This is a genomic window from Enterococcus avium ATCC 14025, assembly GCF_000406965.1.
Lineage (GTDB): Bacteria > Bacillota > Bacilli > Lactobacillales > Enterococcaceae > Enterococcus_A > Enterococcus_A avium.
The window spans coordinates 172,979-192,408 of sequence record NZ_KE136366.1 but is presented as its reverse complement, the minus strand read 5'-3'; the positions used below and the strand labels follow the sequence as shown (position 1 = coordinate 192,408).

Here is a 19,430-nt window from a genome sequence, read left to right as displayed (position 1 = left end):
AGCGCTCCCACCTCACACCAAGATAATATTATAGTAAGCGGTTTCTGTCAATTGTTTTTTTAAATAATTAACCACCTTTATGGACAAATCATCGATAATCCAGTAATATTCTAGCTGTGATGGTACCGCTACCAGCGTTAGGAGGACTTTTTTTGAAACCAACAATTTATGATATTGCGAACAAATCTGGAGTCTCTAAATCCACAGTTTCTCGTGTATTGAACAATCAAGATAATATTTCACCAGAGGCCAAAGAAAAAGTTTTAGCAGCAATTAAAGAATTGAATTATATGCCGAGTAAGTTAGCACGTGGTCTTACTGGTAACGGATTTGATGCAATATTGGCTCTTTCACATCGATCGGTTCGTTCAACAAGCGGCAATCCTTTCTTTTCTGATGTTATCCAGTCTATTTCAGCTGTATCAGAGAAAAATGATTTTGATTTGATTTTGCAAACATCTAAAAACAATCAGGAAGAAGCGCAAAAAATAAGAAATAAACTCAATGAAAAATTGATACGGGGGATAATCATCTTAAGTGCTTCTCAAGATGAACAATATCTAGAGGAACTTGATGCGCTAAAAATTCCAATCGTAATTATTGGAAAACTGGAAAAGGAATATGAATATATTTATTCGGTGGATACAGACAACTATAGTGATAGTTACCAAATGATTCAAACTTTGATTGATCTGGGACATAAGGAAATAGCCTGTCTGCATGCTCCTCTGAATATTCATGTATCAGCAGACCGAGTAAATGGCTATCGTAAAGCTTTATTTGATAATTATCTAGATATAAAAAATGAATGGATTGTCGATGGGGGCTATGTGCTAGAGGAATCTATTCAGGCGGCTAAAAAATTATTTAGTGGTAAACAATTACCTACTGCTATCTTTGCAACAGATGCTCTAAAAGCTCTTAGTCTCTTTCAAATTATTGAAAAAGAAGGGTATAAAATCCCTGATAACTTTTCTTTGATTGCATTTAATGATGAGTCCTACTCTGCCTTTTTCACCCCTCGTCTTTCAGGAATCAATGTTCCTACAAATATTTTGGGTACAAAAGCAACAGAGCTACTTTTCAAGCTGATTAACGGAGAGAAAGATTTACCAAAAAAGGTCATCGTACCCACTGAATTGATTTTGACGGACTCTGTGGCAAGAAAATAGATAAACATGGAGCTGTGACAAAAGACTTGTCATAGCTTCTTTTCCCGAATAAACGGTGTTCCAGAAGTAGCTTCTTCTACGCAAGCTCCGCATACAGTTACTGCTAAGTTTCACTAAGCAGAACTAGCATTCGGAAATAAGCCGAAATTTCACAAAAATTTGAGAAACAATTTTCGGAAATTCCTTCTTATTTCTTGAAGCTGACCACTTCTATCACAACCTCTGTTTATCTTTTCATCTACAAAACCACCTGAAAGTTTTGGTTCGTCTTTGCTTGAATTATTGGATGCTGCTTCAAGTAATCCGCAATTAATTCTGTCATATCTACCTGAATTTCTCGCACGATTTTCTCCGCTCCGAACATCTCATAATTTCCTCCACCAATTGCTCGGTAATGATTGGTGACTATTTCCAGTTCTTGCTCTGGCAGGATTGCTTGATTTTGGAAGGTCAGGTGAGTGATTCGTTGGCCAACAGGTTGATTCATGTCAATAGTATAGTCGATCCCTTCATACATATCATAATTGTAGTATTGCGGCTTAGGTTTGATAAAGGCAGGATTGAAAACAACCTTCCCCTTTTCAACCGCCAGATAACTCGCAGATTGCTCTAATGCCGCACGCAAGTCGACTCCGCTGACTTTGATCACAGCTAGTGTATTAGGATAGATATAGTTTGTGATGACGTCCCGCATAGTGATCGTTGAACCAAATCCTGTTCCTTCGTTATTGAACAGAGCCGTTCCAGAAATTTTTGCCTTACTAGCTTTCATTTGCACGCGATTAATAAATTCTACATAGGGATGCTCCACTAAACGCGCTTCCATCGGATCGTTAATCGCCATGTCACCTTTAACTCGTCCCAATGTTCGGTCCAGCCAATCGTCTAAATCCGTTTCTGCCGTTTCAACGGCTGCAAGAATTTTCGGATCAGCAGCCACATCTTCTAAAGAATGCACCCCGGCTTGGCTATCTGTCACTACTACTTTTCCTTCTATTTTCTCAACTGTCAGCTGGATTTCTCCGATGTGATTTCCACGATACCCTGGCTGAACAACAGGCACACCATTGACAATGTCAGCAATTACCCGATGCTGATGTCCAGTAAACAGCGCATCAATCCCTGAAACCTCCTGCAGCAACTGATAGCCTTCATTCTCGCCAGTCAGAGCCTCAGTTGGTTCTCCTGTCATTAAGTTCCTTTCGAAGCCGCCATGATAACTGACCACTACGACATCTGCTTGCTGCCTTAAGATTGGTATATATTTTTTAGCAGTCTCAACAATGCTTTCAAATGTAATGCCTTTAAGAGTGACGGGCTTTTCCCAATGTGGAATATATTGTGTAACCAGTCCAAGAACAGCAATTTTTAATCCTGCTTTTTCAATAATCGTATAGGCTTTTCCAAAGTAGGGGTCTCCTGCTTCATTCAAGATGTTCGCTGCCAGAACAGGTGCTTGATAGCTGTCGATAGCTGCTTGTAAATACTCCAAGCCATAGTTGAACTCATGATTGCCAATAACTTGAACGTCATAGTTCATTTGATTAATTGCTTTGGTTAACGTACCAACCGAATACTTTCCTTGAGCAATATAATAACTTAACGGTGAGCCCTGAATAAAGTCGCCATTTTCAATCGTCACAACAACACCTTCAGCTTTTTCCCGTAATTTCTTTAATTTTGTTGCGACTTTAGCCGCACCAAGGGCTAGATCGTGTTTTCCAGCATAATCAGTTGGGTAAACATAGCCATGCATGTCACTGGTTTCGAGAAAGGTTATCTTCAATCGTATCGCTCCTTCATTGATTAGACGAAAAAGACCGAAGCACAAAAAGCAGTTCGGTCTCTTCAGTACTTTTATTAGTTTATTAACGCATGTCCAGAGTCTTCAACACATGCCCTGAAATAAAATTTTCTGTCGTTTGATGGGTGATTCTTCCCTGCTCCACACAATAAAGATTATAGCCGTAGCGTTCTTCAAAGCGGACCAAGCCGTCGCCTACATTTTCTCCGACAAAGGACATACTAGCCACAGTAAAATAAGGAATACCATTGATTTCATCCATAAAGAAGTGATGCGTGTGTCCGTTTAAAATACAACGAATATCATATGGTTCAATTAACGCTAAAAAGCGTTCTGTGCCAGGCCATTTTGGCATATTGCTTTGCTGTGACAGTAAATGGTGGTGGGTTACCAATATAATCGGTTGCTCTTTATATTCTTCCAGCACCTCCGCTAGCCACTGAAGCTGCTGCTCATCTACAATTCCATCTGCATAGCCATAGCTGGAATTATCAAAGGAGATGACCGTAAATTCTGGATACATCACAACCTGATTGTAAGGTTTTTCAGAAGCCTTTTCTCCAAACCAGCCAGCCCAAAAGTTCTCCTTAATATCATGGTTACCAAGTGTGACAATCATCTCTGTTTCGCCCAAAGCTTCCTGCAGCCAGTTCTTCAGATAGCGATAATCTTCTACCTCGCCATCTTCAGTCAGATCACCGCTGATGATTACCAAATCAAGTGTTGTCCGTTGTTGCAGCTGATGCAGATACTTCTCCAACGGAATAAGCGGACTTTGCATCTTGGCTAACATGCCTTTATAGCCGCCTTCGCTTGTTTCATATTCTCTGCGAAAATGTATGTCTGATATATGCAATATATTCATGTGCTATCTCAATTTCTTTCTTATAATTCCGGTTATTTGGTCCAAAATAAATACGGTAATAACAACCCCGATTAAAATAATACTGACCTTGCTCCATGACCGTGTTTGGATCGCAAAAATCAATGGTGCCCCGATCCCGCCAGCACCTACTAATCCTAGTGTAGCTGCACTTCTAACAGCAATTTCAAAATGATTCAATGCCAATGAGCTGTAAATTGGCAACAAATAAGGCACTCGAACAAAGAAAATCGTTTGCCAAAAATTAGCTCCAACCGCTTCCATCTCTTCGGTTAAGCGTTCATCCATCGCTTCCATTTCCTCGGTAAACAGCTTCCCTAACATACCGATTTGATGAACACCAATCGCCATCACTCCAGCAAATGGACCTGGACCGACAACTTTCACAAAAATAATCGCAAAAACTAATTCTGGAAAGGCTCGCAATACATTGCAGACGAACTTCCCAATTTTTGTAACTAACGGATGTGCCTTCCAGAGATTAACAGCACTCAGCAAGGTTAACGGAATCGCCAAAATTGTCGCAATCATCGTTCCTAAAAAAGCAATGCCAATCGTCAACAGCAGCAAACTTACTAAATCCTCTCCACTGCCATCATAAAGAAATGCCCAATCTGGCTGCGCCAGTCCTTTAAATACATCCATTCCCATCGAAAGAGAAAAAGTACTTAAACCTGAATAATCCAAACTGAAGGCTGACCAAATCACCAGCAGCGCCACAACTGTAAGAAAGAGCAATGTTCGTCTACTCATGTCGCGAATCATCATAACAGTGACCTCCTCACACGTTCACTTAGTTTATCTACCAAGGCCACCGTGACTAAAATCGTTAAAATAATTATTGATACCCGTTCATAATTTAATAAAGCCAGTGAGGAATTCAAAATAACGCCAATCCCGCCAGCACCAACATAACCCAGCACTGTTGAAGCCCGTACATTCACTTCAAACGCATAAAACATATAGCTGACAAATTGACTCAACACTTGAGGAGCAATTGACCAGACAGCAATTTGCAACTTGGTAGCTCCTACTGCAGCCGCCGCTTCGATTGGACCATAGTCAATTGTTTCAATTGCTTGAAACATCAACTGAGAAATCATTCCAAAGGTAAAAACAGCAATCGTCAGCACCCCAGTAGCTTCTCCTATGCCAAAAATAGCGACAAAAAGAGCGGCTAATAGCAGGTTAGGAATTGTCCGAACCAAGCCCAACAAAAACCGAAAAATAGTGGATAGCCAGCGGTTTTCTGTCACGACCGTCGTTGCCAGAAAGCTGATAGGAATCGCAAAAGCCACACCAATCACCGTTCCGACTAACGACATTTGCAGCGTTTTAACCATTGGAGTGACCAGCTTCGACAAATAACTAAAATCCGGATGAATAAGCCGCGACAAAAAGTCTGTCATTTGCCCAGAGTTGGCAAACACCATCGCAAAATCAGCCGAAGTCAGACCCACACTCGCTTGAAAACAAAGCACTAAAACTATCAGAATCAACAGGTGCTTGTACCATTTAAAGTGGACAGTTTCTTGCAATTTCATCGCGATCCCCTGCCTTTTCTTCAAAAATGGCTTTGCCGTAAATTTGAGTCAGTTGTTCGTCGGTCAAAGCATCCGGCGAGCCATCAAAAACCACCTGTCCAGCTTTTAAAGCAATCACTCGCGTAGAAAACTCCCGAGCTAAAGGTACCGAATGAAGATTGACAATCACGGTTTTAGCCATTGTTTGATTAATCTTTTTCAAATCCTCCATCACCTTTTGGGTGGTGATAGGATCTAAGGAAGCCACCGGTTCATCTGCTAAAATAATCGGTGCTTGCTGAACGAGCGCACGAGCAATCGAAACCCGCTGCTGCTGACCACCGCTCAGTTCATCACTGCGGGTTTGCAACTTGTCAGATAAGCCTACTGTTTCCAAGGCTTCTTTGGTTCGTTGATAATCTTCCTGCGTAAACAGCCCAAAGATACTCTTCCAGGTGGAATAGTAGCCTAGTCGGCCCGATAGAACATTTTTCTGAACAGTACTGCGCTTCACCAGATTAAAACTTTGGGAAATCAATCCAATCTGACGGCGAATCAGTCGCAGCTCACGCTTATTGGCCTTAGTTATGGATGTACCGTTAATTTGAATGTTGCCATCTGTAATTGGAACCAATCGATTGATGGCTCGCAATAGCGTACTTTTACCTGCACCACTTAGTCCAATGATCGAGACAAATTCCCCATCTTCAATAGTCAAATTGATATCCTTTAGGCCCACCACTCCATTGGGATAAACCTTTGAAACATTCTCAAAAATAATCATGCTCGTTCTCCATTTTTAAGCGATCGCCGACACATTGGTCGACAATCGCTCGTGTTTTATTCTGCAGCTTTTTTAGTATATTCTCGAATCGTATCATAGGCTGAATCGGCAGCTTTTTCGTAGCCTTGGTGACTCCATAAGGCCATCGCTTCTTTTCCTTCTTTATCGTCTTTCATGCCTAAGAAAACTTTTTTGATTTTTGCTTTCAATTCTTTGTCCATATCAGGCTGAACAGCAATTGCATCATTAGGGATATCCCCTTCTGTTAAATACAATACTTTCAAATCCTTCATCAGGTCATTATCAGAAAATTTTGAAGCAAAGACATTACGCGCACCTTCAAAGACGAATGCTGCATCCATTTGACCATTTAAAACAGCAGTAATTTCACTTGGAATATCATTCACCGTGGTCATTTTCGCATCCGCTGTTGGATCAACTCCGGCATCCTTTAACTCCGCTACTGGATAAATATAACCGCTGGCAGAATTAGGACTCAACGTCGCAATATTTTTTCCTTTTAAATCTGTTAACTTTGTCATATCGCTGTCTGCTTTTACTAGAACTTCTCCTTTGAAGGTATTAGTCAGTTTGTCTTTTAGCGGCAGACCAGACTCTTGATCATAATCGCCTAGCTGAGACGTTAAAATAGCTTCTGCAGCGTCCATGTCTTTTGCCTGTACATATGCTGCGGGCGGCATAATTCCTACATCAACCTGTCCTGAAGACATGGCTTCAACAATTGTTGAATAATCGGTTGCTAAGGTTACCTCGACATCACGATCTAGTTTTTTCGATAAATAGTCTGCAAAAGGTTTTGCTTTGGCTTCCATGCTGCCATCGTTATTAGTTGGCACAAATTGGACAACTAATTTTTCCTTGCTGGTATCCTTTGAGCTATCGCTGGTATTTCCCGAACTACCACAACCTGTCAATGCTGTTAGTAACATCACACCTATGAAACCTTTTGCTAACTGTTTGAATTGCATTTTTTCTCCCCCTGTTGGAAATAATTTCTATTACCTCTAAATCATAGCAAGTTCATCAAAATAATGAAGTGACACGTGTCATCTTTTACACGATTTTTACATACAATTTACAAACAAACAGAATAATTGTTCGTGTTGAGTCCCAATCTATTCTAAGCTATAATGAAAAAAATGAACGCTTTAGGAGTGGTTTCTTATGAAGAAAATTCACGATTCTCAGCTGCTGGCTGCTTACGTGAAGCAACACGATCTTCAAAATTATATGGATGCTGACATTTTAACAATGGCTTCTTTGCAGTCCTTTCAAAAGGAAGAACATTTGATTCGTACCGGAACCACTTCTGATTACCTGTATTTTCTGGTGGAGGGCAGTATGATGGTTTATTCCTACCCCTCTGATACCCAAAATATTTGCATTGATTTTGTCACAATCGCTACGCCACTGGGGGAAGCGTCATCATTATGGGGCCTTCTGCCTAAAAGCAGTGTCAAGGCTGTTACTGATTGTATTTGTGTTTCGATTCCCTTGAATCAATACCGCAACACCCTGCAGCAAGATGTTCGTTTCTTACAGAATATTTGCCAACTGCTAAGCTATCGGTTAAATTCCGGCATCAACCTCGCAAACTCATTAATTGAACCGGTAGAAACACGACTGGCGAAATTTATTCTAGCCCATCAGAAGCAAGGAAAATTTTCATTTCGCCTGACTACCTGCGCTTCAATCTTAAACGTCAGCTATCGCCACCTTTTACGAACAATCACCAATTTCCGCGATGCCCAGATTTTGGAAAAGCAGAAAAGCTATTACCGGATTTGTGATATCCAGGCGTTAGAAGAATTGGCGGAGAATCTGAGCCATTCAGCACGGTAGGGGCTAATTTCCTTAAACAGAGAATCCTCGCAAACCAAATAATAGCCTTCTTTTTAGATAAAGAAGAAGCTTAAACGTGAAAAGTTTAAGCTTCTTGACTATCTCAGCTTATCCTGCTACGAATGAGCGTACCACCTCTGTAACAAGCTCACCATTTCTTTCAAAGAATGAAGGCAGTCCTACAAAGTTAAGAATAATATACTCCGTCTCTGTTTCTAAAAAATAGAAGCGGATTTCTGTATTTGCTCCATCAGCAACTCCTATAAAGCTATAAAGTTCTCCTGTATAATGGGGTGTTTGATATGGCTCTTCCTTAATCGTGTCTTCTTTTATTCGAACTTCATCATCAGATTTCATTTGTTCTTTCATCGCACTCTTTAAAGCAACGAAATCATCGACATCGGTCTTCTTTACTCCTGAAACCATTACTCCTTCAACGTTATTATCATTCTCGGCACTAAAAGAGAATTCGTCGTCTTCAAGAACTTTCCAGTTATCTAAAATCTTCATTTTATAATTCGTTCCTTCAACTTGAAAATCAACATCCTTCATTTCTATTTTCTTTTCTGAAGAAGATGTTTCTGTTTTTGAAGTTGAAACTTCTGTCGTGGATACTGATCCGCTATTTTTCTCTGATTTACTGTTTTCCTTTGCTCCACCTGAGCCGCATCCAGCTAAAGCTGCAATCATTACTACTAAAACAATCCATTTTTTCATCCTATATTCTCCAAACATCCTAGTTTTAGATGACGCGATTTCCAAACAAAACAAATGGGTTATACGAAGTTACCTAATTATTATTTTGCTAGGTGCTTTACACGGGATCAGAATTTCCTTGTATGGCATCCGTATCTTCTTGTGTGATCAAGATATTTCCCACCTCAGTTTGATCGGGTCTTAAATAGATCACTTGAATTTTCGCATCAGGAACCATCCCTTTGATTGAATCCATGATTGGTTTCATTGCCTCAACCATCACAGGCTTTAATGATGCACTATCCATTTCAAAGCCTGGATCTTCAGGCAGAGTATACCGATAAATAATTGTGTGATTTTCACCCGCAGCAATTTCAATGTTTGAATAAGCTGCTCCTAATTGCTCTTTCATCGCAGGAAGTTGAGACTGTGCCGCTTCGATCATAAATTCAAAAAGCTTAGAGTTACCTTCTTCTGAACTTGCTGTTTCTTCAGTAAGTATTACTTCTGAAGAAGAAGCAGAAGATTTCTCGACCACTTTCCTCGTTTCTGAAGAAGCTTCTTTCTCTACTGTTTTAGAAGTATTAGCTGATTCATTTTTAGAACAAGCAGCTAAGCTAACAAAAGCAAAACCAACAACAATAGCCTTAAATATTTTCTTTTTCATCCTATATTCTCCTCACTATAAATTTTGATAACTTTTTCAACCCTAGTTACAGTTTACACTAATTTTAAAGTGATTAATAACTTAATTTATTTTTTCAGCAAAAAAAGAAACACATATCATAATTTTCCGTTATACAAAAAAACATAATCATTCTAATAAACCGAGTTTACTCCTATTAGTTTTTTAATATGAGAAAAAGTGCTGATTAATTTCCTTCATAGATTTGAAATTATGTCTAACTTTAAGATACCTATTATCACAGTTCTCTTCTGCATAACAAATAAGCCAATTTTTCTTTTTACTGATAGAAGTAAATCCGCTTTTTATGTTTTATTTGAAATGGATGCATATGTGAAGTTGTACATAGTGATAAATGATAATACAAAAGACTAATTTCCCTCTTCTGAAGGTGTAATTAGTCTTTTTTGGAGTCCTATATTCCGATTTTAATCTAAATATTCTCAGATTGTACCTAGAGAACGAAAAAACACCACGATCTTTTAAAATCGTGGTGTTTGCTTAACTATTTATTCGCGCGTTTTTGGTACGTGCCTTCTTGTGTATTGATTTCAAGCATTTCGCCTTCTTCAATAAAGTCAGGAACATTCACGACTAAACCTGTTTCCATTGTCGCAGGTTTACCAGAACCAGTAACTGTCGCTCCTTTGATTGATGGTTGTGTTTCAACGACTTTCAGAACAACTGATGTTGGCAACGTAATACCAATCACTTCGTCACCAAAGAATTGAATTTTAACTTCCATATTTTCAAGAATGTATTTCATTTCTTCTTCAATCGTGCCTACAGGAATTTCATATTGTTCGTAGGTTTCTAAATCCATGAAAATCGCTACATCGTCTTGGCTGTATAAGTATTGTACTGGTTTTGTTTCGATCATCGCTTTTTCAAATTTCTCTTCTGGACGGAATGTCGTATCATACGTTGAACCAGAACGCACGTCACGTAATTTCATACGCATAACTGTATTTCCTTTACCAGGTTTGTGGTGGCTAGCATCTAATACTTTGATCAACTTTCCGTCTTGAACAAAAGTCATACCAGCACGTAAATCGCTTGCTGAAATCATTAATAAGCACTCCTATTCCTATTTTATATGTTCGAATTCTCTACTATGAAAACTCGATGGATCGTTATTCTGATCCAAATCTACCATAAAATGAACCTTATTCATTGTAGCAAATAACCCTTGTAGTTACTAGGAAAAAATCATCTGATCTATCAAAAACAATTCAAAGCAATTATTTTGCTTCCTGCACACGGAAAAATTTTAGCTTTGGCAATTGGTTCAAAGTAAATTCCAACGATGGTCCCATTAATAAAAGAACAATCAATGTCCCTAAGCCAATATGTCCGCCTAAAAGGAACCCAGTCAAAAAGAAAATAGCGTCTAGTACAATTCGAGCAACCTTGACTGAACTCTTTAGCATTCGCTTCAATAAAATCATCAAGGATTCATAAGCCGCCGACCCTGAATCCGCTAACAAATAAATACCAGTGCCGAAACCAAATACGATTGAACCAATGATGATTACCAAGTAGCTCGTTCCATCCGGAATTGTATGCAAAATCCCTGTCCAATCCAATAAATTCAAGCAAAAACCTATCCCGAAGCTATTGATAATACTTCCTATTCCGATCATCTTTCGGTCATAGAAAAAAACCATGACTAAAATTATCCCATTGAAAAGCATGCTAACCGTTCCGAATTTCAATGGCACATGCTGTAAAATGCCTAAGACTAAAGTACTGATCGCATCTGCTCCTAATCCGCTAACAACGATCAAACGGATACCGACTGCTGCAATAAATGTTCCTATTACAGCAAAAAATAACTGTTTGGTGATATTTGGTTTGATAAGCCTCGTCCTCACTTTCTATTCTCGTAACAAGTAAACTGTTTTACTAACCTTAATAATAGCTTCATATAGGCGATTGCGGCCTAACTCTTACTAAGTAAATCCTTTGACAAAACCGTGTAAAATAAATTTATCTTCGTACGCATATCATCACGCTAAACCTATTCAATCAAGATATCTTATACTAAGTAACGTCTGCATTAACACTAATAAACTGCAAAAAGCGTGACTGACAAAAAAGGCACCAAACAAGTTTTTGTTTGGTGCCTAAAATTGTTTTATTAGTTCCATTCTTTTCTTAGTCGTGCTTTGTAGGAATTAAATCTATCTACTAAAGGAACGGCGGCTTCTCTAATGGCGCAGTATTTATCGACCATCGTTACGATGTAGCTTTCCTTATATTTTGGAGGAGTGATTGTTGCTCCCCACATATGCTTAATAATAATATCACGTTCAAGGTCAGACAATTCGGTGATTTTTTCTGCATTCTTCACGGCGATACGTGGATGCATGTAGGCATGTGAGCCTTCATCGAATTTCGTTGTCCGCCAGTCATAGTAAAACAAATCGTGTAGTAAGCCAGCACGAGCAGTCGCTCTTGCATCGCCATTGAATTGTTTTGCTAATTTGTAGCTATTGTAAGAAACACTGATAGAGTGCTCCAATCGTGTTGAATTCATATGTTGGGTATAATCTGCTAATCTTTGTACTTCATCGGTAGCTAGTAAATCCTCAATATAAGAAACGTATTCTTCGTCGTCACGCCAATTTTCTGTCATGGATAAAAAAGCCCCTTTTCTTCTCTTCGTTCTGTCGCTCATTATATCACGGCTCACGAACATTGAATAGGCTTCCATGAGTTTGTGAAAAAAGTTTAAGGGTTCCTTAATAACAGTTACGAAAATGTGAAGACTTATTTAAGTAAATGGAACATTAGGACTCCTGCGGCGATCGCAACATTCAAAGACTCTGCCTGCCCTTTGATTGGAATGTAAAGATTTTGATCGGTCAACGCTAATAATTCTGCTGACATCCCTTGACCTTCATTTCCCATCACAAGAGCAAAGTCAGACATTTTCTCAACGTTTAAATAATCCTTCGCTTCTTTGTCTAATGCTGTTCCTAATACTAAACTTCCAGCTTGCTGAAACTGTGGAATTACTTCTGTTAAATCGCCAACTCTGACAGACAAATGATAAAGGCTGCCTTGTGTGCTGCGAAGCGTTTTAGGATTATATAGATCAGCACTGCCTTTGCCTAAAATGACACCAGTAAAGCCAGCCGCATCCGCAGTCCGAATCATGGTACCAACATTCCCCGGGTCCTGAACATTGTCCAATAATAACCACGCACCAGCATAATCTTCTTTCTCTTCTTGCGGCATCTCAGCAACTGCAATTATCCCTTGCGGAGTTGGTTGACTTGCTAATGTTTTTAAGACCTCATCAGAAACCAAAGAGTAATCCGTGAGCTTTTCTTCGATCCATTCAGACCACTCCCTTAACCCACGTTGGCTGATGAACACTTCCTTCAGGATGACATCGGCTGCCTTTGCTTCTTGGATTAAATGAAAGCCTTCTAATAGGTAGCTTTGTGTTTGCTGACGATATTTCTTTTGCTGCAATTTTTTTGTTTCTTTGATTAATGTATTTTTACTTGATAGGATTTCTTTCAACATGTTCCCCTCACTCATTTATCGTTTCGTTTGTCATTATAGCACGCGAATTCTTGTAACAACCAGCAAAACTCGCTATCATAGAGAATAAGAAATAAATTAATAGGAGGCTTTCTTATGAAGAAGTATATAAATGTGACTGGACGCGTGCAAGGTGTCGGCTTTCGTTATACAACCTATCAACTGGCAATTGAGATTGGACTGACTGGTACAGTGAAAAATGAAGATGACGGCAGTGTCACCATTGAAGCAGTTGGAACAAAAGAGCAATTGGATCAATTCTTGGAAAAGCTCAAAATACCGCAAAATCCTTTTGCCAAAGTTTCCCATATTGAACAATACGAAGATCCTACCATTAAGGACTACACGCAGTTTAATGTGGTGTATTAAAAAAAGGACAAGGTTCCCTGACTTTTTTCGAATTTGATTGAAAAGGCCTGTGTTATCTAGTATAGTATTTCCTGTATAAATTTTTATTAGCAGAGGAAGAATTAAATGAATAAATTTAAAAATTGGCTTTTAGGCTCCGGCCTATTGGGCGTTCTTTTACTATTATCGGGCTGTGTCCGTCAAAATAGTGACGGGACTCCAGATACATCTGGTCTTGTCTATCGAATGCTTGTTGTCCCATTGGAGAATTTCCTTAATTGGATGGTAACCAGCTTCGATTGGTCATACGGTCTGGCAATCATCGTTTTGACGATTATTGTTCGCCTAATCATTATGCCATTAGGAATTAACCAATCAAAGAAATCTCTGATCCAATCTGAAAAAATGCAATCGATCAAACCTCAGATTGACGCGGCTCAAGAAAAGGTAAAACAAGCAACAACACAAGAAGAACAAATGGAAGCACAGCGGGAAATGCAAGCTGTTTACAAAGAGAATAATGTCAGCATGATGGGCGGTATGGGCTGTCTGCCTCTACTGATCCAAATGCCGATTTTCTCAGCACTCTATTACACAGCTCGCTTCTCAGAAGGTATCCAGCACTCGACGTTCATCGGAATCGATTTGGCAAAACCAAGCTATCTCCTCGTTGTTTTCGTAGGGGTCGCTTACTTGTTGCAAGGCTACATTTCGCTAATCGGTGTGCCTGAGGAACAGAAGAAGACAATGCGTAGTATGATGATTGCTTCACCATTGATGATTGTCTTCATGTCCTTCACATCACCTGCCGGAGTGGCGCTTTATTGGGTAGTTGGTGGTGTCTTTAGTTGTATTCAAACCTTTATCACCAATGTCTTGATGCGTCCTCGTATCAAAGCACAAATTCAAGAGGAATTGAAGAAAAACCCACCAAAACAAGTAGTAACAAAGCCCATCAAAAAGGCTGAACCAATTAAACCAAAACAAGTTAGTCAACCTAAGAATAAAAACAATAAGAACGGCAATGGACGAAATGCCGGCAAACAACAACGTAAATAACATATACAGATAAAACCATCGCTTGAGGCGATGGTTTTTCTTCGTTTCATTTCATGTTCATAAAGATATTTCAGTCGGAACGCTAACCAATATCTTTAAGCAAGCGGACTTAAATAAGATGCAACATCCAAAATTTAGAAAGGCTTGATCCACATGATGATTTATTACGCTGTATTCAATTTTGCAGATGCTGGTATTAACGTCATATTTCCAGACTTAAATAACGCCACTACATTCGGTCAAGACATGCATGAAGCTCTCTATACGGCAAAAGATTTACTTGCCAGTTGACTCATTGATACTGAGGATGATAAGACGATTTTCCTACTCCCTCTGTTCACTATAGCATTTCATTAGCATCTGATGATCTGTTGATCCTGATTAAAATGGATCTAGCATTTCACCACAAGAAATTTGAGAATAAATTACTTAAGAAGACACTAATAATTTCAATGATTTGAGCAATAAAGCTGATATTAACTTTTCTGCTACATTAACTGAAGCACTTAAAGAAAAACTACAAGTCTAGGGTTCGCTAGATTTCTTATTTTGAAAAAAAGGGATCTTCCCCAAAAATCTAAAAGACTTTTGGGGAAGATCCTATTCGCGAATAAACAGCAGCTCACACGTAATATCGGCGAAAAATAAGCTGATCATTCATAAAAATTTGAGAATTACTGAGTAAATCTATTTATCATCAGTTCCTATGTTACTGGGTTTCTCGGTAAATTTCGGAACGTCCTTCTTATTTCTTGACGCTGAACACTTATGAGTTGATTTCCATTAATAGCAACTTAATTAAGAAAATCAAAGCATCCTTTATCTCAAAATATCGATCAAATCTTTCTTAGCTGCTTCTGAGGCCGGCATTACAGAGAATATTAACCCGATACCACTTGAAACACCAACTGCTAAAGCAACGGTAAATAGATCAACAGACACTGAAATATCCATTACATTACCAATCGCATAAGCAACGATCATTCCCAATAGATAGCCAATAATCCCCCCAACTAAAGTCAACGTCATTCCTTCTAATAAGAATTGCAGTCGGATCGCGCCGCGCGTGGCGCCCAAAGCTCGGCGAATCCCGATTTCTTTTGTTCGCTCTGACACAGAGATGTACATCATATTCATGACACCGACTCCCGCGATGAACAGTGAAATTCCTGCAACAGCACTAATGAAGAGTGTAATGCTGCTTAACACCTCACTGATACCATCTGTCATCATCGCCATATTAGAAACATGGTATTCGCCTTGCTGTCGCATCGCACCAGCTGATTCTAGCTTCTTAATGGCACGATCAGCAACTTTATTCAGCTGACTCCCGTCGGCTAAGGTCAGAACCACCGCACTCGTATCCTGCTCATTTCCAAAAAAGTGGATGTAAGTTTGACGCGGCAATAAAATTTTGGTAGTTCCTTCTGAAAACATCGTTTCTTCAGCACCTGCTGGAAAAACACCGACAATCGTAAAAACTTGATTATCCAATTCGAAACCACGGCCGACTGCGCTACGGGCTGATCCGAAAATCTCTTTAGCTAAGCTGGCGTCAATCGTCACAACTTTATTCTGGGTTTGATTATCGTAAGCACTGATGGCACGACCATAGCTGACAGAATCACCGCTATTCGAGACAACGCCGATCCGATAGTTCTTTGTTTTATCCTTTATCTTAACTTCCTTGTAGATATAGGTTAAATCATTTTTTGGATAGTCAGCAGATTCTACGCCCTCGACATCTCTCAAGATGCTCAAATCAGAAGCTTGAATCATATCGACATTTGAGTAGTACAACGCGTCATTACCCGGGATAAAATTAATATCAACCTTCAATTGATCCGATTCATCGTCAGTTAAACTGGCGATAGTGTCTCGCTCAAAGCCGCGACCGATAGATAGAATAGCAATCACTGCTGCAATCCCGATCACGATCCCGAACATCGTCAGTGCGCTACGTTTCTTATTCTTAAAGATCGAACCAAGAGAAGAACGCCAATTTACATAAAATTTCATTCTTCGATCACCGCCTTGTCTTCAGTGATTGCACCATCTCTGATTTTAACTAAGCGTGTACAATATGGTACTACCTCTGGATCGTGGGTAACCAGAAAGATTGTCGCATGATCGCGACGATTCAGTTCTTTAAAAAGCTCCATTATTTCATTTGAAGTATGAGTATCCAACGCGCCGGTCGGTTCATCTGCAATAATGAACTTTGGCTGATTAATCAGTGCCCGAGCAATCGCCACCCGTTGCTGTTGACCACCTGAAAGTTGGCGCGGGCGCTTTTCAGCCTTATCCGCAATTCCGACCTTCTCTAAAACCGACATCACTTTTTCCTTAGTCTGATGAAAACCATGACCATTATAAAGCAATGGCAGCTCCACATTTTCATAAACGGTATAGTTCTCGATCAAACTAAAATTTTGGAAAACAAAACCAACCATTTGATTGCGGGTTTTAGATAAGCGATCATCGGTCGTAGCGACTAGATTCTCTTCTTCGAATAAATACTGACCCTCAAATTTCGTATCAATAAAGCCCAGCAAATTGATCAAGGTTGATTTCCCTGAGCCAGAAGGTCCCATGATTGCGATCATTTCACCGGCATCCGCTTTTAGATTGATGTCCTTTAAAACGTGCAGCGACTCCTCATCGTTGCGATAATACTTGTTGATATTTTTTAGTTCGATCATTTAATCCACCGCCAATTCCTGACCGTCACGTAATGATTTGTCAGGATTTGAAATGATACGATCGCCATCTTTTAGACCATCCTTCAAAATGAAGTAATCGCCCTTATCCTCTGCTTGAATCGTAACCTCATGAACTTTTCCGTTGCGGTAAGCAAAAACATATTTGGTATCACCTGTTTTCTTCACTGCTTTTTTAGGCAGACGAATCTCATTCAGCGGAAGAACCACTTGAACATTGTAGCCATACTGTAGTTCTTCAGTTGGCTTTACGATGAAGCTATAGTTAGAGACTGAGCTAGTTGAACTGCCGCCAGCTGTTCCAGCCTGACTAGTCACTTCTGCTTGATCCGGCAGCTTATTTACATGCGTAATAGTTCCGGCGATCTCTTGATTTGTTGTGATTGGTTTTATGGTCACTGACGCGTCTTGATGGACCTGCGGATAATCATATTCAGAAGCCTTTGCTTCGATCGTGACCTCATTACTAACCACCTTCACAACTGGAACAGAAGGATCATTCTTGCCCTTTTCATTGATATAGGCTGTTCCCTTTGTCGCACTAGCAACGGTGGAGCTAACTTTCCCTTGCATTTTCGTTACGCTTTGTGATGCTGAATTCAGCTCAACATTGGCACTTTCTAGTGCTTGTCTCGCTTGAACAACGGCATCAGCCGCAGCATCAACACTGCTTTCATATTGTGTCATTTCTTGCTTGTATTGCTCTTTTTTGGCGGCTCCTTCTTCACTATTTTCATTGGTGTTATTATAGTTTGCCGTTGCGTCGTTTAATTTCTGCTGCTCTTTTGCCTGCTTGTCCTGTGCGATTGCCAGACTTTCTTGCGCATTTGAAACAGCGAGATAGAGCTTGTCTAGATTCGTACTCTGCTCGTCCGCTTGTTCCTGATATTCAGTATTCGTATAGCTCAGCAACGTAGCACCTTGCTCTACCTCCTGTCCATCCTGAACATTGATCTCAGAAATCTTGCCTAACGTTTGGTCAAAGTAATAATCCTGTGTATGCGTTGCTTCCACAATCCCATTGAAGGTCAAGGGATCAGATTTTTTCAGTGTAACTGCTTTGTATTTGTTATCTTTAACAGTTGAATTTTTTGTTTGAGAGTAAACAAATGCACCAATAAATAGCACTAGCGCAAGCACTCCGGCTAGAATACTCCAACGGATCTTTTGCTTTTTCGTCAATTTTTTCTTTCTCATTCTGCTACTCCTCTGGTTCTGCTTTAAATAGATGAACAATGACTAAGATTGCCGGTATTAGGAAAACAATCTGGAAGACTATCCCAATAACAGTCGTCATAAAAGAGAAATCCATCCCTTCCATTTGTATTTTTGGCTGCATCATGAAACCAATCGCTGAACTTAAAAGACTCCAACCAATTTTAATATAGTATGGAAATTTTGCTGGGATAATCTCATCTGCTAACTTCTTATTCGCGATGAAATAGAAAACCAACAAAACGATCGAAATTACTAGAGACAACACCGAGATTCCTTTTATTAGCGGATTATTTGCATAATCGAACATCTCCTGAGCCATTGATCCCATCATTTCGTAATCACTCAGCTTCGGATTTAACGATTTGGGTAACCCAACCACCGATGATACCACCGAAATCAACCCTAAAATAATCAATACCATGTTCCATGTTTTTGCTTTCTTCAAATGCTTTTCCATCTAATCACTCCAACTTAACAATTTTTAACTATTTGTGTAAATGTTGCGACAACCCTAAGCGAACATTACAAAAAGTTATTTTCATTATACTATTAATTTCACCCGATTTTGAAGAATGATCTTAAAAATAGATTATTTTGTCTTGAACGCGTGAAAAGAAAAAATATTGCCGATAGTGATGGTATCTATTTTGTTAATGAAGCATCAGAGGCATAAGAATAAAAATTAGAATAATAATAATTGGAATCAAGATGTTTTTCACTTTTATTAATCCAAAATGATGGCGTCTAACCATATAACTAATGCCAAGTATTGAACAGTCAAAAAAGAAACTATCAAAATGCAAAGGAGTATTACCGATCAAAGCCAAAGAGCTTCCAGAAAAAATAAAAGGTGCCCAATCGTAAGGAGTTATAAATGATAGAATCAATTGTCCAAAATTCACAACTAAAATAATTACCATGCTCATTGCTAACGTCTCGATAATAGCTTTCCTTTCTAACTCATCATACTGCTTAAATCTAACTAAAACTCTAAATAATGTAAAAATACCAATAAATGAATAAACACTTACCACACAAAAGATAACAGCCATAGTCATTCTAATCATTATCAAATCTCCTCTATATAATTTTTTAAAGTCCTTCTTCCACAAAATGTCTA

The 19,430-nt window shown here is 39.2% G+C and carries 21 protein-coding genes; 4 read left to right on the top strand and 17 right to left on the bottom strand.

Annotated features, from left to right (window positions below):
• Positions 1 to 152 precede the first annotated feature (152 nt).
• On the top strand, positions 153 to 1,172 hold the full coding sequence (locus OMU_RS18405) for a LacI family DNA-binding transcriptional regulator (protein WP_016181365.1): 1,020 nt from the start codon (positions 153 to 155) through the stop codon (positions 1,170 to 1,172).
• Between the two features lie 238 nt (positions 1,173 to 1,410).
• Here OMU_RS18405 and OMU_RS18400 read toward each other — a convergent pair whose 3' ends face one another.
• The 6 genes from OMU_RS18400 to OMU_RS18375 all read right to left on the bottom strand — a co-directional run bounded on the left by OMU_RS18400 (position 1,411) and on the right by OMU_RS18375 (position 7,155).
• Positions 1,411 to 2,958 (bottom strand): bifunctional metallophosphatase/5'-nucleotidase, encoded by a 1,548-nt coding sequence (locus OMU_RS18400; protein ID WP_016181364.1) that lies wholly within the window; start codon positions 2,956 to 2,958, stop codon positions 1,411 to 1,413.
• Between the two features lie 82 nt (positions 2,959 to 3,040).
• The gene (locus tag OMU_RS18395) at positions 3,041 to 3,841 is read right to left on the bottom strand and encodes a metallophosphoesterase family protein (protein WP_016181363.1); all 801 of its coding nucleotides are present in this window, start codon (positions 3,839 to 3,841) and stop codon (positions 3,041 to 3,043) included.
• 3 nt (positions 3,842 to 3,844) lie between these two features.
• Positions 3,845 to 4,627 carry a phosphonate ABC transporter, permease protein PhnE gene (gene phnE, locus OMU_RS18390; RefSeq protein WP_016181362.1) on the bottom strand — a complete coding sequence of 261 codons (783 nt, stop codon included), beginning with the start codon at positions 4,625 to 4,627 and terminating at the stop codon, positions 3,845 to 3,847.
• A complete protein-coding gene (gene phnE, locus OMU_RS18385) occupies positions 4,624 to 5,403 on the bottom strand; it encodes a phosphonate ABC transporter, permease protein PhnE (protein WP_016181361.1) in 780 nt (259 codons plus the stop codon). Before phnE (OMU_RS18385) ends, phnE (OMU_RS18390) begins: the two co-directional genes overlap by 4 nt.
• On the bottom strand, positions 5,375 to 6,166 hold the full coding sequence (gene phnC, locus OMU_RS18380) for a phosphonate ABC transporter ATP-binding protein (protein WP_016181360.1): 792 nt from the start codon (positions 6,164 to 6,166) through the stop codon (positions 5,375 to 5,377). Before phnC ends, phnE (OMU_RS18385) begins: the two co-directional genes overlap by 29 nt.
• 56 nt (positions 6,167 to 6,222) lie before the next feature.
• Positions 6,223 to 7,155, bottom strand: a complete 933-nt coding sequence (locus tag OMU_RS18375) for a phosphate/phosphite/phosphonate ABC transporter substrate-binding protein (protein ID WP_016181359.1) — start codon at positions 7,153 to 7,155, stop codon at positions 6,223 to 6,225.
• 196 nt (positions 7,156 to 7,351) lie between these two features.
• Here OMU_RS18375 and OMU_RS18370 point away from each other — a divergent pair, with 196 nt between their 5' ends.
• Positions 7,352 to 8,029: a cyclic nucleotide-binding domain-containing protein gene (locus tag OMU_RS18370; protein ID WP_016181358.1), complete on the top strand. Its 678-nt coding sequence runs from the start codon at positions 7,352 to 7,354 to the stop codon at positions 8,027 to 8,029.
• A gap of 108 nt (positions 8,030 to 8,137) precedes the next feature.
• On the opposite strand, the gene OMU_RS18365 is transcribed toward OMU_RS18370, so the two are convergent.
• The 6 genes from OMU_RS18365 to OMU_RS18340 all read right to left on the bottom strand — a co-directional run bounded on the left by OMU_RS18365 (position 8,138) and on the right by OMU_RS18340 (position 12,944).
• Positions 8,138 to 8,746, bottom strand: a complete 609-nt coding sequence (locus OMU_RS18365) for a hypothetical protein (RefSeq protein ID WP_016181357.1) — start codon at positions 8,744 to 8,746, stop codon at positions 8,138 to 8,140.
• A gap of 97 nt (positions 8,747 to 8,843) precedes the next feature.
• The gene (locus OMU_RS18360; RefSeq protein ID WP_016181356.1) at positions 8,844 to 9,392 is read right to left on the bottom strand and encodes a hypothetical protein; all 549 of its coding nucleotides are present in this window, start codon (positions 9,390 to 9,392) and stop codon (positions 8,844 to 8,846) included.
• Between the two features lie 523 nt (positions 9,393 to 9,915).
• Positions 9,916 to 10,479 (bottom strand): elongation factor P, encoded by a 564-nt coding sequence (gene efp / locus OMU_RS18355; protein WP_016181355.1) that lies wholly within the window; start codon positions 10,477 to 10,479, stop codon positions 9,916 to 9,918.
• A gap of 172 nt (positions 10,480 to 10,651) precedes the next feature.
• Positions 10,652 to 11,284, bottom strand: a complete 633-nt coding sequence (locus tag OMU_RS18350; RefSeq protein ID WP_016181354.1) for a YczE/YyaS/YitT family protein — start codon at positions 11,282 to 11,284, stop codon at positions 10,652 to 10,654.
• Between the two features lie 266 nt (positions 11,285 to 11,550).
• A complete protein-coding gene (locus OMU_RS18345) occupies positions 11,551 to 12,048 on the bottom strand; it encodes an HD domain-containing protein (RefSeq protein ID WP_034876793.1) in 498 nt (165 codons plus the stop codon).
• A 134-nt stretch (positions 12,049 to 12,182) separates the two neighbouring features.
• The gene (locus OMU_RS18340; RefSeq protein ID WP_034876884.1) at positions 12,183 to 12,944 is read right to left on the bottom strand and encodes a TrmH family RNA methyltransferase; all 762 of its coding nucleotides are present in this window, start codon (positions 12,942 to 12,944) and stop codon (positions 12,183 to 12,185) included.
• 117 nt (positions 12,945 to 13,061) lie between these two features.
• On the opposite strand from OMU_RS18340, the gene OMU_RS18335 reads away from it, so the two are divergent.
• A complete protein-coding gene (locus OMU_RS18335; RefSeq protein ID WP_016181351.1) occupies positions 13,062 to 13,334 on the top strand; it encodes an acylphosphatase in 273 nt (90 codons plus the stop codon).
• 105 nt (positions 13,335 to 13,439) lie between these two features.
• A complete protein-coding gene (gene yidC / locus OMU_RS18330; RefSeq protein WP_016181350.1) occupies positions 13,440 to 14,372 on the top strand; it encodes a membrane protein insertase YidC in 933 nt (310 codons plus the stop codon).
• 819 nt (positions 14,373 to 15,191) lie between these two features.
• On the opposite strand, the gene OMU_RS18325 is transcribed toward yidC, so the two are convergent.
• The 5 genes from OMU_RS18325 to OMU_RS18305 all read right to left on the bottom strand — a co-directional run bounded on the left by OMU_RS18325 (position 15,192) and on the right by OMU_RS18305 (position 19,377).
• Positions 15,192 to 16,391, bottom strand: coding sequence for an ABC transporter permease (locus OMU_RS18325; RefSeq protein ID WP_016181348.1), 1,200 nt, complete (start codon positions 16,389 to 16,391; stop codon positions 15,192 to 15,194).
• Positions 16,388 to 17,074, bottom strand: coding sequence for an ABC transporter ATP-binding protein (locus OMU_RS18320; protein WP_016181347.1), 687 nt, complete (start codon positions 17,072 to 17,074; stop codon positions 16,388 to 16,390). Before OMU_RS18320 ends, OMU_RS18325 begins: the two co-directional genes overlap by 4 nt.
• Positions 17,075 to 18,289: an efflux RND transporter periplasmic adaptor subunit gene (locus tag OMU_RS18315; RefSeq protein WP_016181346.1), complete on the bottom strand. Its 1,215-nt coding sequence runs from the start codon at positions 18,287 to 18,289 to the stop codon at positions 17,075 to 17,077.
• A gap of 4 nt (positions 18,290 to 18,293) precedes the next feature.
• Positions 18,294 to 18,767 (bottom strand): hypothetical protein, encoded by a 474-nt coding sequence (locus OMU_RS18310; protein WP_016181345.1) that lies wholly within the window; start codon positions 18,765 to 18,767, stop codon positions 18,294 to 18,296.
• 193 nt (positions 18,768 to 18,960) lie between these two features.
• Positions 18,961 to 19,377, bottom strand: coding sequence for a hypothetical protein (locus tag OMU_RS18305; RefSeq protein WP_016181344.1), 417 nt, complete (start codon positions 19,375 to 19,377; stop codon positions 18,961 to 18,963).
• Positions 19,378 to 19,430: the final 53 nt, after the last annotated feature.